Consider the following 14,236-nt stretch of genomic DNA (forward strand, 5'->3'; position numbering starts at 1 on the left):
TAAAAGTAATTAATTTGAAGAGCTATGAAATCATTTTTTGAGGATGGAGTTTATGAAGAAATTACATCTCGTGTAAGCAAACTAAATAAAGATACTTCACCTATCTGGGGCAAAATGAAAGTAGGACAAATGCTTTATCATTGCCAAATGCCACTAAACATTATTTTAAAAAAAGAAGATTATGGTGTAAAGCCCAACTGGCTTGTCAATTTACTTTTCAAAAAATCAATGTATAATGATAAACTATGGAGAAAAAATTTGCCAACTGCTCCAGGTTTTAAAATTACTGATGACAAAGATTTTGAAAGAGAGAAAACAAAAATCACTAATCTAATCAATGAACTTAATGCACAGCGCGCGAAGGAAGAATGGCATCCGCATCCAGCCTTTGGGGAATTGACTAAAGACCAATGGGGAAAAATGCAATACAAACATTTAGACCACCATTTGAGACAATTTGGAGTTTAATTTTGAAGTCATTTTAAGCACAGGTAAAAGCAAATAAAATACATACGTAATACATGAGATTCTGAAACTTTCGAAATTTCAAGACAGGATGACAAAATATGAACTACCCACCAAAGCATCATCAAGACGATAACATCAATCATATGATTGACGTTATTAAGACTTATCCCTTGGCAACTTTAATTTCCGTAAAAGATAATGTACCATTAATTACGCATTTACCATTGATTTATGAAGACGGAAAACTAATTGGTCATATTGATATTTTTAATCCACAAGCCAAGCTTCTAAAGGACAATAATGATGTAACACTCATTTTTGCTGGACCAGAATGTTATATTTCTCCAAGTGTCTACTCAACAACTCAATTACCAACTTGGAACTATATAAAAGTGCATCTTAAAGGTAAAGTAAGAGCCATTGAAAGTAAAGAAGCTCTAAAACAATCATTAATTACTATGACTGAGTTTTTAGAAGCTCCGGATCATAAATATATTTTAGAACCAGACAATCCTCGTTTAGACAAAAATTTAGGCTACATAGAGATGTTTGAAATTGAGATTACCAATTGGGAAGGTAAATTTAAACTCTCACAAGATAAAAAACCGAGTGATACCAAAGCCGCAAGAGAAGAATTAGTAAGAGCTAATCAAGAGAGTATTCGGTTATTTTTAGATAAGGTCTTTGAATGAAAATTATATTAATCATACATATTGTTACAACTATATTCATGACTGGTTTATGTTGGTTCGTTCAAATTGTACATTACCCGCTCTTCAGAGTCATAGAAAATAATAAGTTTCCTACCTATGAGAAAAAAAATGCAATTACAGGTTTTATTACAGTACCTATAATGACGATTGAGCTCATAACAGGATGCATTTTATTGTATAATTATCAAGAAAGTTTATACTTACTAAATATACTTTTATTGGTTATCATTTGGTTAAGCACGATTATTTTTCAGGTTCCAATTCATCTAAAACTTATGCATGAAGGTTCCCCAAAACTCATTAACAGAGTGATTAGAACAAACTGGATTAGAACATTGAGTTGGACAATTAGAACCCTATTTATAGCTTACTTAATGTGGAGACTCTTTCAATTTTGATAGATGTCTAAAAAAAGAGTATTACTGTAAAATCAAAACCAAGAAAGTATAAAACAATTTTTAAATTTAGACACATGAAATATTTATTTACCTTTTTTATTATTCCTTTATTAATTAACTCTACAAACCAAAAAGAAGACTTCATCGGTAAATGGAAGGGAGACGACAATGGTGAAATTGGCTATATTATTTTTGATGAAGAAGGCTATGCTGCCTTTGAAATAGAAGGGCAGATTATGGGAGGAAAAGAATTTGTTATGAATGATCAAAAAGGCAAAATGACTTACAGCATAAATGACAAAGTCAATCCTATTGAAGTAGACTTTATACTTACAAAAATAGAATCTGGAGAATCCAAAACTTTATTAGGTATCGCAGAATTTATAGATGAAAATACTTTAACTTTTGATATAAGTTTTGGTTCTATAAGACCTTCTGAATTCGGTGAAAATTCAATAACACTGAACCGTGTTAAATAATCATGAAAACTAAGTTATGATTTTTAAAATTTATAACTTAACACACTGATATACTACAAATTAAAGCACTGAACTTATGAAAGACTTAAAAAAAGAAGATATCAAACAAGAAGTATTTGACCTTTATGATGATTATGCTCACAACAAACTCAATCGAAGACAATTTGTTGAAAAACTTGGAATATATGCTGTAGGTGGTTTAACCGTTTCTTCACTTTTGAGTTTTATGTCACCAGATTATGTCAACAGTTTAATGGTACAACCAGACGATCCAACTTTAGATTCAGAATATATCTCTTATGAATCTCCTAAAGGTGGTGGTACCATAAAAGGTTTGTTATCCCAACCAAAAGATAATACAACGAAATTACCCGGAGTTATTGTTATCCATGAAAATAGAGGATTAAATCCATACATTGAAGATGTTGGAAGAAGAACCGCAAAAGAAGGCTTTATCTCACTAGCTCCAGATGCCTTATCACCACTTGGAGGTTATCCTGGTAATGATGATGATGGAAGAGCTATGCAAAAAAAGCGCGATAGAAATGAAATGCTCGAAGATTTTATTGCTGCATACAACCATTTAAAAAATCACGAAAACTGCGATGGCAATGTTGGTGTTGTAGGCTTTTGTTTTGGAGGTTATATCTCTAATATGATGGCAGTTCGCTTACCAGATTTAGGTGCAGCAGTACCCTATTATGGCAGACAACCTTCTGATGAAGATGCGGCAAAAATTAAAGCTCCACTTCTACTCCAATATGGAGAATTAGACACCAGAGTTAATGCTGGTTGGCCAGCATTTGAAAAAGTATTAAAGGCTAATAACATAGAACACCAAGCCTATATTTATCCTGGAGTTAATCACGGGTTTCATAATAATACAACTCCACGTTACGATAAAGAAGCCGCTAATTTATCTTGGGAGCGTACCATAGCTTTTTTTAGAAAACATTTGAAAAATTAATTGAAATTTTCAATATTTTAAACGACCTTCGTTACAGTCCTTACAACTGGACTTTATCAGAATATCAAGACATTTTAACTTTGGTATGTCGACATATCAAATGACTAATAAATACAATGAAAAAGTTAAATATAGTAGTGTCTGGAATTTTAGTGTTTTTGCTATTTTCCTGCTCAACAGATTCCAATACTAACACCATTCCTCCACCAACTGTTAATGCAAAGTTATTAAGACAAATGAGTGATAGCGATGGCTACTGGAGTAAATTCTTCTATAACGACAATAATGAGCTCACTCTTATCACTAGAACGAGCAATCAAATAGATCTCGACTCTACTTACTTAGAATATGATGAAGGAGTTTTAATAAGATCTTTACAAAGAAAATATGAGCCTGTAACTGGCATTGTAAATATAGAGTTTAATTACAATACTTTTAATTCTACTAATGCAAATGGCACTTACAAAACTTACCTCGATGATGGTACAATTCTTCAGGATTTAACTTTTGAACATAGTTATTTAAACAACCTCATTAAAACTATAAAGTTTTTTAATTTAGACGGCACCTTATCAGAAGAGAGAACATACAATCATGATGTAGTTGGAAACCTCACCAGTCTGAGGCAAATCTGGTATAATTCTGATGGCACAATTGATACCGATAGACAAGCTACATTCTCAGAATGGGATACTAATGGGTTTAGAACAAAAAGTTTATTCTATTGGAATTATAAAATAGATGATTTACCTAACATATTTTTATCAAACAATAATTGCTTAAACCGTATCGAAGAAGGTGAGACCTACAACTACTCATTTGAATATGATGATGATGGTAACGTAACAAGATACAATTCTTTAAATGACCAAAAATTTGTAACGTTAGAGTATTACGAGTAAACCATTAATCACTTCGATTATAAAATTCTTTACAGTACATAAATACACATTAAGAGTTAAATTATCTCCTGAATTTAGCTAGAAATACACTTTAATATTTTAATAAAAAGTGAACTACTGTATCTTTGCACAACATTAGAAAGGAAAAGAAAATGCAAGACTCTAAAATAGTTAATTATATAAAAGATGTATTAGAAAACATCCCAAAAGATTGGCTAAATCTAACAACACACAGACTAGATATCTACAACGAAGCTCTGGCCAAAACTCAATTTTTAGAACAATTTGAAACCTTATATAAAAGCGGTAATTCAAAAACTTCTTCGCTTAATATATTACCAACAGCTTACGATTATATTCGATTAGGACATCCTCTGTCTTGTGTATTAGAATGGACTATATCAAACTTGCATCAGCTACAACCAGAACAAGTCATTAGTTTTTCATCACAAACCACTCCGATTTTAGCAATTCTTAGAAAAAATTTACTCGATAATAAAAATACTCAAATCCTCTATACTGATGAGCTACCAGAATCTTTTGATGCTGAAGTTGTAAAGGGTGTATATGGTTATAATTTTGAATTAAAGAAAGTTGAAAACATCCATTCGATTTCTAAGTTTGATGGCAGTGTAATTTTCATTGCAGGTAACGGTAATATTAAAACTATAGAACTCAACCCAAATGTTGACTTTTATATTAATCTATATTCAGAGCTAGGAAGTGTTATTTTAATTCATGGTGAGCATAATGACAGTTACATTTCGGAAATTCAGCATGTGCGACGAAGAGAGACAATTGCAATGACTCCAGCTAATTGTGTTATTGCTTTAAAGACTTTGGCAGAACAAACTTCTATTAATACTCAAAAGAGCAATTACGAGACTAACAAAACTAGTGTTTTAAATTCCATCAAAGCTTTTACTGGCACAACGTCTAAGCCCTTAGTGGGTTCTAGTGGACTTTCTGTGCAGTATGCCATTATGATGGGACTTATTCATGATGCGCTAGAAAATCACGAAGGAAAAGCCATTAAATTTATAGTACCCACAAATTGTTATGGTGGTACAAATGACCAAGCCAGACGTGTTGCCGCATGCTTAAATAATGTAGATGTGGTAGATTTAGAAGTAGACGGTGATAATAATATGGTGACCAGTTTAGAAACTGTTTTAGTCAAAATCGCTAACGAAGACGCTATTCCATATATCATTGCAGAAATACCAACCAATCCACGTGTAGAAGTTCCAGATCTCGAAGCATTAAAAGCCACTTTAAATAAAACACGTAAAACTGCAACTGGTGCAACTGCTATTGATCCTGTTTTTATTTTAGACCAAACCTTTTGTCCTAATATTCAATTTTTGAGTGAAAGAGAAATCCTTTCAACAGTTAGATCTATTTCTTATGCGAGTGGCTCAAAATTTCCGAGTGGCGGAAAATGTACTGCTGGTTATTGCGTAGGAAATCAAAAAGTGGATGCATTGATGGAAAAGATCGAACTGCATCTCAACCTTTGCGACAATGAAGCAACGGCTTTACAATACGAGATTTTAGCAAAGCAAATGCCATCAATGAATCAAAGGATTTCGGACGCTTATATAAACACCCGCGAATTTGTAAACTTTATCCATCAGACCTTACCAGAAGCAAAAATCAACTTTGTATCAGAGGAATTAGCTCAACAAGGCTTTACACCTTCTGTATTTTCATTAGATCTTCCTACAAAAGGTAATAGTCCTGAAGAAAGAGAAGCCTACAAACGACAATTGAATCATAAATTAATCAATTTAATGATTACAGAAATCCCAAATGAAAGTAAGTATTGTGTGAGCTACGGACAATTAAAAGGCTGTTATTGGACTATACCTGCAACTTCTACACAAGGAACCACTAAAGAAGGTGATAAAGATTATATTGCTCGTGTTGCCCTATCTCCTGACATGGATTTAGAACGTCATACGGACGTGTTTCTAGAATTCACTAAAGGAATTAAAAAATCCTAATTACTAATTAGCGAAAACGCAAAAAAGTAATTAGGACTTAATTAAATTTTATCAACTCTAAGAAGGTATTTAATCTTCTATTTCGATTTGAATAACGCTACGCATTTTTAATTTTTTACCCCCTAATCTTGCTTGAGAGAAAAATTCTTTAGCTATTTGTTGTTCGTTCATAAGCTCGGCAATCCTACCATTGTCATAAACACATTCATCTTTATCATTCCCTTCAGTGATAGATAAACGTTGAAATTTATGAAAGTTTATTTTTACTTTTAGTACAGAATTAATGATATCTGAAGCTTCTGAAGCCGTGAATGAACCATTAATTAAATCTATTTTTTGAGTTGTTTTAAGTTGTTCTAACGTTTCCATAATTTTTAATTACTTTAAGTTTATTTATTGCAAAATTGCGTATTTATTTTAATATATTTTTATTTATATAATTTATATTAGTTATTAATTTATTTTATGTAATATTTATGATACATAAATACAATGGCATTCCTAAGGTGATATTAAACGGAAATGTTATTGCCAAGGCCATTGGTATATATAAACTTGGATTTGCCTTTGGAGCCGCAATCTTCATTGCTGCAGGAACCGCTATGTAAGATGCACTTGCCGCAAGTATTGCGAAAAGCAATCTATTACCCACGCTTTCGGTTAAAACACCACTCATAACAGCTACCAAGCAGCCGTTTATAACAGGAATAATAATAGCAAATAGTAATGCGAACCATCCTTTTTTAATAAAATCCGATAATTTGCGCCCACTTGTTATACCCATATCTAATAAGAATACTGCAAGAAATCCTTTGAAAATATCTGTAGTAAAGGGTTTAATGCCTTCTGCTTGCGCTTCACTAGCCATAAAACCTATAAAAAGACTTCCGATAATAATTAGTACACTCCCATTAGTAAGTGCATGATGAATCACCTTTTTCATCGGTACAGTTTCTTCCCCTTTTTTACTCTTCTTGTAAAAAGTCATAAGCAGCAAACCAACCATAATAGATGGCGCCTCCATGAGCGCCATTACAGCGACCATATGTCCGCTAAACGCAATCTGCTCTAACTCTAAAAATGATATGGTTGTTACAAACGTTACTGCACTAACAGATCCGTAAGCCGCAGCAATAGCCCCAGAATTTTGCACATTAAACTTTCTTCTAAGAATGAAATAAGTATACAAAGGAACAACTACGGCTAATGTGAGTCCAAAGAGTAATGACCACAATATTTCCATAGAAAAATCACTATGAGAAAGCTCTTGACCTCCTTTAAAACCTATTGCTAAAAGCAAGTATAAAGAAATAAATTTTGAAGAATTTTCTGGGATACAAAGATCACTCTTTAACTGAACCGCAATGACACCTAGAAAGAAAAATAGCAATGCAGGATTAGTTAAATTATCAATTAATAAATGTAAATCCATTTAACTAAGTGATTGTTTTTTAGATTGAAGTTTCAAACTATCGATTAGATAAAATATGAATAAAAAATACCAGAGATAAAATGCCACCAGAAACTAAAATCTCATTGAGCATCAAATTATTACTACTAATTAACATATAAATAAGCCCTGAAAAGGCAGCTATAAAAAGCACAGTCTTTAAGACAAAACCAAATTCTTTTCTAGTTAGTTTTACAGAAGATAACGTCTTAACCTTAGACGTTCTTTGTTCTTTTTTACGAATTACAAAATCACTCATACCTTTACGTTTTAATATTTTGTGCAAATATCTCATCTATTATTCATAAATTTTTATTTATTTTTGTAATGAATTATATTAATATTCTTTATGAAATATACATTGCATCAATTAGAAATCTTCCATAAGGTCAGTGAACTTAAGAGTGTTACTAAAGCATCGGAAGAATTATTTTTAACTCAACCTGCGGTTTCTATACAGTTAAAAAATTTTCAAGATCAATTTCAAATTCCTCTATTTGAAGTTGTAGGACGCAAAATGTATATCACTGAGTTTGGAGAAGAGATAGCTAGGACTGCTGAAAATATTTTAAATGAAGTAAAAACCATAAATTATAAGGCTTTGTCATTTCAAGGCGAATTAGCAGGCAAACTTAAAATCGCAATTGTGTCCACAGCAAAGTATGTTATGCCCTATTTTTTAACTGACTTCATTAATCAAAATAAGGGTGTTGACCTCTCTATGGATGTTACCAATAAGGCAGAAGTAGTGAGATCATTAGAAAACAATGAGATTGATTTTGCCATGGTATCCACTATACCGAAGCACCTAAAAATTAACCGTATACAACTCATGGATAATAAACTTTATCTCGTTGGTGGCAAGCACTATAAATTAACCGAAAAATATCTTACTACTAGAGAATTTGAACAACTGCCTCTCATCTACCGAGAGCAAGGTTCGGCCACACGAAATAAGATGGAATATTTTATTGCTTCTAATAATATTTCAACCTATAAAAAAATGGAGTTAAAATCTAATGAAGCCTTAAAACAAGCTGTAGTTGCAGGCTTAGGCTACTCAATAATGCCTTTAATAGGAATTAAAAATGAACTTAAAAATGGCGACTTACAAGTTATTCCGGTTAAGAAACTCCCAATGACAACCAATTGGAATTTAATCTGGTTAAAATCAAAAAATCTATCCTCAATAGCTAAAAGTTTCATTGAAAACATCAACGAAAACAAAGATGATATCATAAAAAAGCACTTTGATTGGTTTGAAAATTATCATTTAGCGTAAACACAAAAAATAAATGGAAATCTTAAACTGAATACAAGATTGGCTCAAACAACAGTGAGATGGTGAATGGAGAAAATGAAGTCATTCAAATCACAACTTTGGATCCTCTTGGATGGGAAGTTGAAATGAACATCTCCCAAACCTCTATAGCCAATTTAGAAATAAAGTGGATTCTTAATAGTATAAATAGACAAGATTGTTATAGTCCAAGAGTAGTTTTGATATAACTTCGTTTGACAAATCATCAATTTAAATTTCTGAAAAACAAAACTAGGTTATATATTACATGAGTTAAGAATTATGGAACAATTCATTGGTATATTTTATATCCAAAATCTTAATATTTTATAACCCTAGACAACTAAATAAATGGAAGTTACACCCAAAAAAGGCTTTAAGGGCTTAATTGAAAATTGGAAAAGTGATTTAATTGCAGCAGTGAGTGTTTCACTCATTGCCTTACCGCTTTCGTTAGGTATAGCGCTAGCAGCTGGTGCTCCTGCAATGTCAGGTATCATTTCAGCAATTGTTGGTGGTGTTGTAACAACCCTTTATCGTGGTGGACATATCTCAGTTAACGGACCTGCCAAAGGTGTCATTGCGGTCATACTTTTAGGGATTGCATTGATGGATGATGGTTCAGGGCAAGCATTTAATTATGTATTGGCAGCAGTGGTTGTTTCAGGTGCAATTCAAGTCGTATTAGGATTATTGAAATTGGGTCGATTAGCTGATATCTTTCATTCTTCTGTGATTCATGGTATTTTGGCAGCCATCGGAATCATCATCTTTGCAAAACAAATTCACGTTGCCTTAGGTACGCATTCTGATAGTCCTAGCATTATACAAAACCTTGTAGATGCTGTTTTACAGCTACCGCAAGCGAATCCATTTGTGGTAATCATTGCTCTAGTAGGCTTACTTTTACTATTGTTTCATTCCAAAATCAGTAATAGAATTTTTCATATTTTACCAACTCCAATGTGGGTCGTTGGGCTTTCTATTCCATTTGTGTATATTTTTAATTTCTTTGATCCACATACACTTTCATTTTTTGGAAAAGCATACGAAGTTGGACCTGAATTACTGTTAGATATTCCAGATAATATTATGGATTCAATAATGCATCCAAATTTTGGTAAAATTAATACGATTGAATTCTGGACAACTGTAATATCCATCTTAATCATAACTAGTATTGAGTCATTAGCCATTGCGAAAGCAGTTGACAAAATCGACCCTTATAAACGAAAGACAGATTTAAATAAGGATTTGACAGGTATTGGATTAAGTACGATAGCAGCAGGTATGATTGGAGGTTTGCCAATTATTGCTGTGATTATTCGAAGTACAGTCAATATTCATAATGGAGCAAAGACAAAGTGGTCTAATATGTATCAGGGACTTTTGTTGCTACTTTTTATTGTGGTACTGAGCCCAATAATGAGACAAGTACCACTATGTGCATTTGCCATTTTATTAGTTTACACTGGGTTTAAATTAGCCTCTCCTGCCGTCTTTAAACAAATTTATAGTCAAGGCATTGAACAATTAATATTTTTTACTGGTACAATGGTTTTAACCCTTTACACTAATTTACTAATAGGATTACTTGGAGGATTATTATTAGCTATGGTTAGTCATATGCTGTTAGCGAATGTGTCCATACCTCAATTTTTTAAAATGGTATATCGCTCGGGTTCTAATTTAACTATGAAACCAGATGGCAGTTATGATATAAATATTAAAGGGATTGCTAATTTTTTAGGCATCTTAAAAATTGATAAAATGGTAGCTCAGATTCCTTCTGGCGCAAATGTGAATATTGATTTATCAGAAACAAGATTGGTTGGTATTACCTATATGGATTATATAGTGGACTATCTAAAAATGCAAAAGAATACAGGTGGTGAAGTGATAATCAAAGGACTAGATTCGCATGTGTCGTCCTCTACGCATAATAGAGCTTTAAAAATTGCTTTAAATAATCAAGAAGTAAAATTATCACCAAGGCAAATTCGATTACAAAATTTAGCCAATGAAAGAGATTATCAATATACTAATCGCATAGATTGGAATACGACTTATCTAAAGAAATTTCACTTTTTTGAAATTAGACCCATTGAACGTAAATCTAATTGTCTCAAAGGAACATTTAAAAATTTAGATGTGTCTTGGGAAATTGCGGATGTGACTTTCAGTGAAGGTTCAGCTTTTACAGCTGAGACATTTAATATGACGCTAATGGTCTTAAAATTGCCTAAAAAACTGCCTGTTTTTACAATGGAAAAAGAAGGAGTATTAGAAAAATTATTTGACCGTGTAATGGCATATACAGGCTATAAAGATATTGACTTTGAAATGTATCCAGATTTTTCTAAGAAGTTTCTCATTATGGGAAATAAGGAATCTGAAATTAGATCATTTTTTACAGATGAAATCATTCGCTTTTTCGAAAATCATCAGATTTATCATTTAGAAAGTAATGGTGAAGCACTAGTTATTTTTGATAAAATCAAATTAGCAAGGACAGACGAAACCATTGCATTTATAGATTATGGTAAAGAATTAGCCACGCTTTTAGATAAAAAATAAATGGAAATTTTAAACTGGATACAAGATTGGTTCAAACAACAATGTGATGGTGAATGGGAAAAAAATGAAGTGATTCAGATTACGACATTAGATACTCCAGGATGGGAAGTTGAAATTGATATCTCAAACACCTCCGTAGCCCATTTAGAAATAAAGTGGATTCTTAATGAAATCAATAGACAAGATTGGTATGGGGTTAAAGTTGAAAACCAAAGGTTTTTAGCAGCTGGTGATGCCGGAAAACTGATTTTCATATTAGACTTGTTTAAGCAAATGATTGATAAGATTGAGAATGAGTAAGCTACTTAAGCCCATTCTAATCAAGTCAAAAACGAAACACCAAAACTTAAGAATTTAGTCAAAACATTAAGCTAACTGCTTAATATTCTTCTTTATACAACTATAAAATTTATAACATACAATAAATCATTGTATTGAGTAGTTATTAACCACTAGTATTATAGAATTTTATTAACTTTAAAAATCGCATGGTAAAACATTGCATTGTCTTTTTCATATTCCTATACATTAATACCACCATAGGCCAATCGGTTACTAAAACTGTGATTGCTAAACCTGGAGATGGCATTTATTCACTTTTAAGAGACAACGATATTGCACTCTCATATCTTGATGAGTTTATAAAACTCAATAAAACAAAATTAACTTCTGACAATAAATTAATTTTAGGCAAAACCTATGCACTGCCTATTATAAAAAAGGATTCTGTCACTAATTTAAAAACAATTAAATTAGATAGTATTTCTATTAAGCCTGAAGTAAAAAGAGAAATTTCTTTATTTGGAAAAGATTACAGCACTGTTGTTATTGAAAATGACACGCTTAAAAACGCTGTGTATTATTTAATTTCTGGGCATGGAGGTCCTGACCCTGGAGCGATAACAACCTACAAATCTAAATTAATTTCTGAGGATGAATATGCCTATGATGTCACTTTACGACTAGCCAGAAAATTAATATCTAGAGGAGCTAAGGTGTATATTATTATACAAGACAAGAACGATGGTATAAGAGATCAGCGTATTTTAGAAGTCGATTATGACGAAGTTTCTTATCCTAACAATAAAATTCCACGAAGTCAAAAATTGCGATTGCAGCAACGGACAAATGCCGTTAATAATCTATACTTAAAGCACAAAGGTGCTTATCAAAGACTTATAGTAACACATGTTGATAGTAGAAGTATTAGTAAAAATATAGATGTATTCTTCTACCATCATAAAAACAGTGAAAACGGAAAACGTTTGGCAGAACATATTCATACGTCATTTACAGAAAAATATGCAAAACATCAACCCAATCGCGTCTATTCTGGTACCGTGAGCTCTAGAAGCGGGCTGTATTTAATTAAGAATACCTTACCTGCTATGGTATATATAGAATTAGGAAATATTAAAAACAAAAAAGATCAAAAACGGATATTGAATTATGAAAACAGAGAAGCTTTAGCGAATTGGATTTACAATGGGCTTTTAATAGATTATCAAGATCATAATTGATAAGGTTGAGAATATTAATGCAACAACTCATCCAACAGCACTCTTGTCTTATCAAATGAAGGTCTTGGTGCTTCTGGGTCAACTATTTTACCTTCAGGATCTATCAAAATAAATCGTGGTATGGAATTCACCGCATAAGCATTCATAAAATCACTATCAAAAGACTTGTCTGCAAAAAGTTGCAATCCGCCAAGTTCTTTATCAGCAATCATTTGTTTCCAAGTATCTTTCACTTTTTCTTTATCTACTGAAATACTTACAAAAACAATATTCTTATTATGATAACGCTCTTCTAACTGCTTTAGATATGGTACTTGCTTAATACAAGGCGCACACCAAGTAGCCCAAACATCAATGTAGACATATTTCCCCTTTAAATCGTTTAAGCTTATTATTTTTCCATCGATAGTCTCATAACTAAATTCTGGTGAAGCATCACCTTTACTCAAGCCTTTTGACTTCATAACCTCTTGATATTGCTTCTCTGCTGCTTCTATAAATGGTTGATGTGTTGTCACCATCTTTATTAGGTCGAGATAGTCTTTTGCACGTTCCTTATTAGAGGATATTTTAGAATAAAATCCATTGATTAAGCTAATTATAATAGGTTGGGATTTTACTTCACGAAGCACATTAAGCATACTTTCTGCATCTGGCGCAGCATCTATCTTTTTATTCCAAACCGAATTGACTAAGTAGCGATAATAAGGTTGTCTTTTATAATCATCTTCATTTCTGACATCTATCTTTTCTACAGGTTTGTAAAAGCCTTTAGAAGGAGAAATCTCTTCACCTAAATAAAATTTGTAATTAGATTTATAATTCTGAATACTAAGTAGGCGCTCAAACTCTAATGATTTTTCCTCTGCAGTTTTAAAAAAATCCTCAACATTAATCTTAGCAAGCGCATTTAAATGCCTTTGTTTTACATTAGCTATGTTCTTAATATAGGTCGTTTCATCAACTTTATAAAAGGCATCTAAATCCTTGGTAAGCTCTGAGCCTTTAACTGATTTCTTAGCAAGATAATTATTTCGTTCTGCACCTTTTCCTTCAAAAACCAGTGTTTCATCAAAATGTTCTGCATCAAAACTTATACTGAGTTCATCCTTTGGATAAAGATAGATATATGCTGTATTGCGCCCATAACTTAAAAAGTAAAAACCACCTTCTATTTTAGCAGATATTTTAAAATTTCCATTGTCATCTAGTTCAGCTGAAGCAACTTCTTTATAATCGAAATAGGTAATCTTTATGGAAGTTACAGAAGGGTTACTGACTTTTCCCGATAGAATCACTTTACCAGATTTAGCAAATACAGATAGACTAATAAATAAAATAAAGAATGTACTAATAGTTTTGTGCATAGTTTTAAAATAAAAACTAAATATACATATTTTGATGTTTGACGTTCTCGAAAATTTAAACGAAATTCGTTATTTAATAATTTGAGATA

16 protein-coding genes are annotated in these 14,236 nt (G+C 32.0%); 12 read left to right on the top strand and 4 right to left on the bottom strand.

The features are described from left to right. The first annotated feature begins 24 nt into the window (after positions 1–24). From Q0822_RS15945 to Q0822_RS15975, 7 genes are all read left to right on the top strand, one after another. Positions 25–468, top strand: a complete 444-nt coding sequence (locus tag Q0822_RS15945; protein WP_299125542.1) for a DUF1569 domain-containing protein — start codon at positions 25–27, stop codon at positions 466–468. Between the two features lie 98 nt (positions 469–566). Continuing rightward, positions 567–1,160: an FMN-binding negative transcriptional regulator gene (locus Q0822_RS15950; protein WP_299125545.1), complete on the top strand. Its 594-nt coding sequence runs from the start codon at positions 567–569 to the stop codon at positions 1,158–1,160. Continuing rightward, positions 1,157–1,579 (top strand): hypothetical protein, encoded by a 423-nt coding sequence (locus tag Q0822_RS15955; protein ID WP_299125548.1) that lies wholly within the window; start codon positions 1,157–1,159, stop codon positions 1,577–1,579. Before Q0822_RS15950 ends, Q0822_RS15955 begins: the two co-directional genes overlap by 4 nt. A gap of 74 nt (positions 1,580–1,653) precedes the next feature. Next, positions 1,654–2,058: a hypothetical protein gene (locus Q0822_RS15960; protein WP_299125551.1), complete on the top strand. Its 405-nt coding sequence runs from the start codon at positions 1,654–1,656 to the stop codon at positions 2,056–2,058. 76 nt (positions 2,059–2,134) lie between these two features. Next, positions 2,135–3,025 carry a dienelactone hydrolase family protein gene (locus tag Q0822_RS15965; RefSeq protein WP_299125554.1) on the top strand — a complete coding sequence of 297 codons (891 nt, stop codon included), beginning with the start codon at positions 2,135–2,137 and terminating at the stop codon, positions 3,023–3,025. Positions 3,026–3,141: 116 nt separating this feature from the next. Next, positions 3,142–3,927, top strand: a complete 786-nt coding sequence (locus Q0822_RS15970; RefSeq protein WP_299125556.1) for a hypothetical protein — start codon at positions 3,142–3,144, stop codon at positions 3,925–3,927. Between the two features lie 152 nt (positions 3,928–4,079). Continuing rightward, entirely contained in the window at positions 4,080–5,933 is a 1,854-nt protein-coding gene (locus tag Q0822_RS15975) for a PLP-dependent transferase (protein ID WP_299125558.1), read from the top strand. A 69-nt stretch (positions 5,934–6,002) separates the two neighbouring features. Here Q0822_RS15975 and Q0822_RS15980 read toward each other — a convergent pair whose 3' ends face one another. From Q0822_RS15980 to Q0822_RS15990, 3 genes are all read right to left on the bottom strand, one after another. Further along, complete coding sequence (locus Q0822_RS15980; RefSeq protein ID WP_299125559.1) at positions 6,003–6,302, bottom strand: hypothetical protein; 300 nt, start codon at positions 6,300–6,302, stop codon at positions 6,003–6,005. 94 nt (positions 6,303–6,396) lie between these two features. Further along, a complete protein-coding gene (locus Q0822_RS15985) occupies positions 6,397–7,365 on the bottom strand; it encodes a sodium-dependent bicarbonate transport family permease (protein ID WP_299125560.1) in 969 nt (322 codons plus the stop codon). Between the two features lie 37 nt (positions 7,366–7,402). Next, positions 7,403–7,642, bottom strand: coding sequence for a hypothetical protein (locus Q0822_RS15990; RefSeq protein WP_299125561.1), 240 nt, complete (start codon positions 7,640–7,642; stop codon positions 7,403–7,405). 90 nt (positions 7,643–7,732) lie between these two features. Between Q0822_RS15990 and Q0822_RS15995 the strand changes: the two genes are divergently transcribed. The 5 genes from Q0822_RS15995 (at position 7,733) to Q0822_RS16015 (ending at position 12,780) form a co-directional block, all read left to right on the top strand. Continuing rightward, positions 7,733–8,665, top strand: coding sequence for a LysR family transcriptional regulator (locus Q0822_RS15995; RefSeq protein ID WP_299125563.1), 933 nt, complete (start codon positions 7,733–7,735; stop codon positions 8,663–8,665). Positions 8,666–8,724: 59 nt separating this feature from the next. Then, positions 8,725–8,892 carry an Imm53 family immunity protein gene (locus Q0822_RS16000; RefSeq protein WP_299125564.1) on the top strand — a complete coding sequence of 56 codons (168 nt, stop codon included), beginning with the start codon at positions 8,725–8,727 and terminating at the stop codon, positions 8,890–8,892. A gap of 142 nt (positions 8,893–9,034) precedes the next feature. Further along, on the top strand, positions 9,035–11,260 hold the full coding sequence (locus Q0822_RS16005; RefSeq protein WP_299125565.1) for a SulP family inorganic anion transporter: 2,226 nt from the start codon (positions 9,035–9,037) through the stop codon (positions 11,258–11,260). Further along, positions 11,261–11,560, top strand: a complete 300-nt coding sequence (locus Q0822_RS16010) for an immunity 53 family protein (protein ID WP_299125567.1) — start codon at positions 11,261–11,263, stop codon at positions 11,558–11,560. 188 nt (positions 11,561–11,748) lie between these two features. Next, positions 11,749–12,780: an N-acetylmuramoyl-L-alanine amidase gene (locus Q0822_RS16015; RefSeq protein ID WP_299125569.1), complete on the top strand. Its 1,032-nt coding sequence runs from the start codon at positions 11,749–11,751 to the stop codon at positions 12,778–12,780. Between the two features lie 14 nt (positions 12,781–12,794). Here the strand turns inward: Q0822_RS16015 and Q0822_RS16020 are convergent, their stop codons facing one another. Next, positions 12,795–14,147, bottom strand: coding sequence for a TlpA disulfide reductase family protein (locus Q0822_RS16020; protein ID WP_299125572.1), 1,353 nt, complete (start codon positions 14,145–14,147; stop codon positions 12,795–12,797). Positions 14,148–14,236 lie beyond the last annotated feature (89 nt).

Origin of the sequence: uncultured Winogradskyella sp., from assembly GCF_947496485.1 — a bacterium.
Classification (GTDB): domain Bacteria; phylum Bacteroidota; class Bacteroidia; order Flavobacteriales; family Flavobacteriaceae; genus Winogradskyella.

What these genes read in the sequence shown, in the direction of transcription:
- Q0822_RS16005 (WP_299125565.1), top strand. Translation starts at nt 9,035, where the DNA reads ATGGAAGTTACACCCAAAAAAGGCTTTAAGGGCTTAATTGAAAATTGG.
- Q0822_RS15950 (WP_299125545.1), top strand. Translation starts at nt 567, where the DNA reads ATGAACTACCCACCAAAGCATCATCAAGACGATAACATCAATCATATG.
- Q0822_RS15965 (WP_299125554.1), top strand. Translation starts at nt 2,135, where the DNA reads ATGAAAGACTTAAAAAAAGAAGATATCAAACAAGAAGTATTTGACCTT.
- Q0822_RS15955 (WP_299125548.1), top strand. Translation starts at nt 1,157, where the DNA reads ATGAAAATTATATTAATCATACATATTGTTACAACTATATTCATGACT.
- Q0822_RS15970 (WP_299125556.1), top strand. Translation starts at nt 3,142, where the DNA reads ATGAAAAAGTTAAATATAGTAGTGTCTGGAATTTTAGTGTTTTTGCTA.
- Q0822_RS15990 (WP_299125561.1), bottom strand. Translation starts at nt 7,642, where the DNA reads ATGAGTGATTTTGTAATTCGTAAAAAAGAACAAAGAACGTCTAAGGTT.
- Q0822_RS15960 (WP_299125551.1), top strand. Translation starts at nt 1,654, where the DNA reads ATGAAATATTTATTTACCTTTTTTATTATTCCTTTATTAATTAACTCT.
- Q0822_RS16015 (WP_299125569.1), top strand. Translation starts at nt 11,749, where the DNA reads ATGGTAAAACATTGCATTGTCTTTTTCATATTCCTATACATTAATACC.
- Q0822_RS16000 (WP_299125564.1), top strand. Translation starts at nt 8,725, where the DNA reads ATGGTGAATGGAGAAAATGAAGTCATTCAAATCACAACTTTGGATCCT.
- Q0822_RS15995 (WP_299125563.1), top strand. Translation starts at nt 7,733, where the DNA reads ATGAAATATACATTGCATCAATTAGAAATCTTCCATAAGGTCAGTGAA.
- Q0822_RS15945 (WP_299125542.1), top strand. Translation starts at nt 25, where the DNA reads ATGAAATCATTTTTTGAGGATGGAGTTTATGAAGAAATTACATCTCGT.
- Q0822_RS16010 (WP_299125567.1), top strand. Translation starts at nt 11,261, where the DNA reads ATGGAAATTTTAAACTGGATACAAGATTGGTTCAAACAACAATGTGAT.
- Q0822_RS16020 (WP_299125572.1), bottom strand. Translation starts at nt 14,147, where the DNA reads ATGCACAAAACTATTAGTACATTCTTTATTTTATTTATTAGTCTATCT.
- Q0822_RS15985 (WP_299125560.1), bottom strand. Translation starts at nt 7,365, where the DNA reads ATGGATTTACATTTATTAATTGATAATTTAACTAATCCTGCATTGCTA.
- Q0822_RS15975 (WP_299125558.1), top strand. Translation starts at nt 4,080, where the DNA reads ATGCAAGACTCTAAAATAGTTAATTATATAAAAGATGTATTAGAAAAC.
- Q0822_RS15980 (WP_299125559.1), bottom strand. Translation starts at nt 6,302, where the DNA reads ATGGAAACGTTAGAACAACTTAAAACAACTCAAAAAATAGATTTAATT.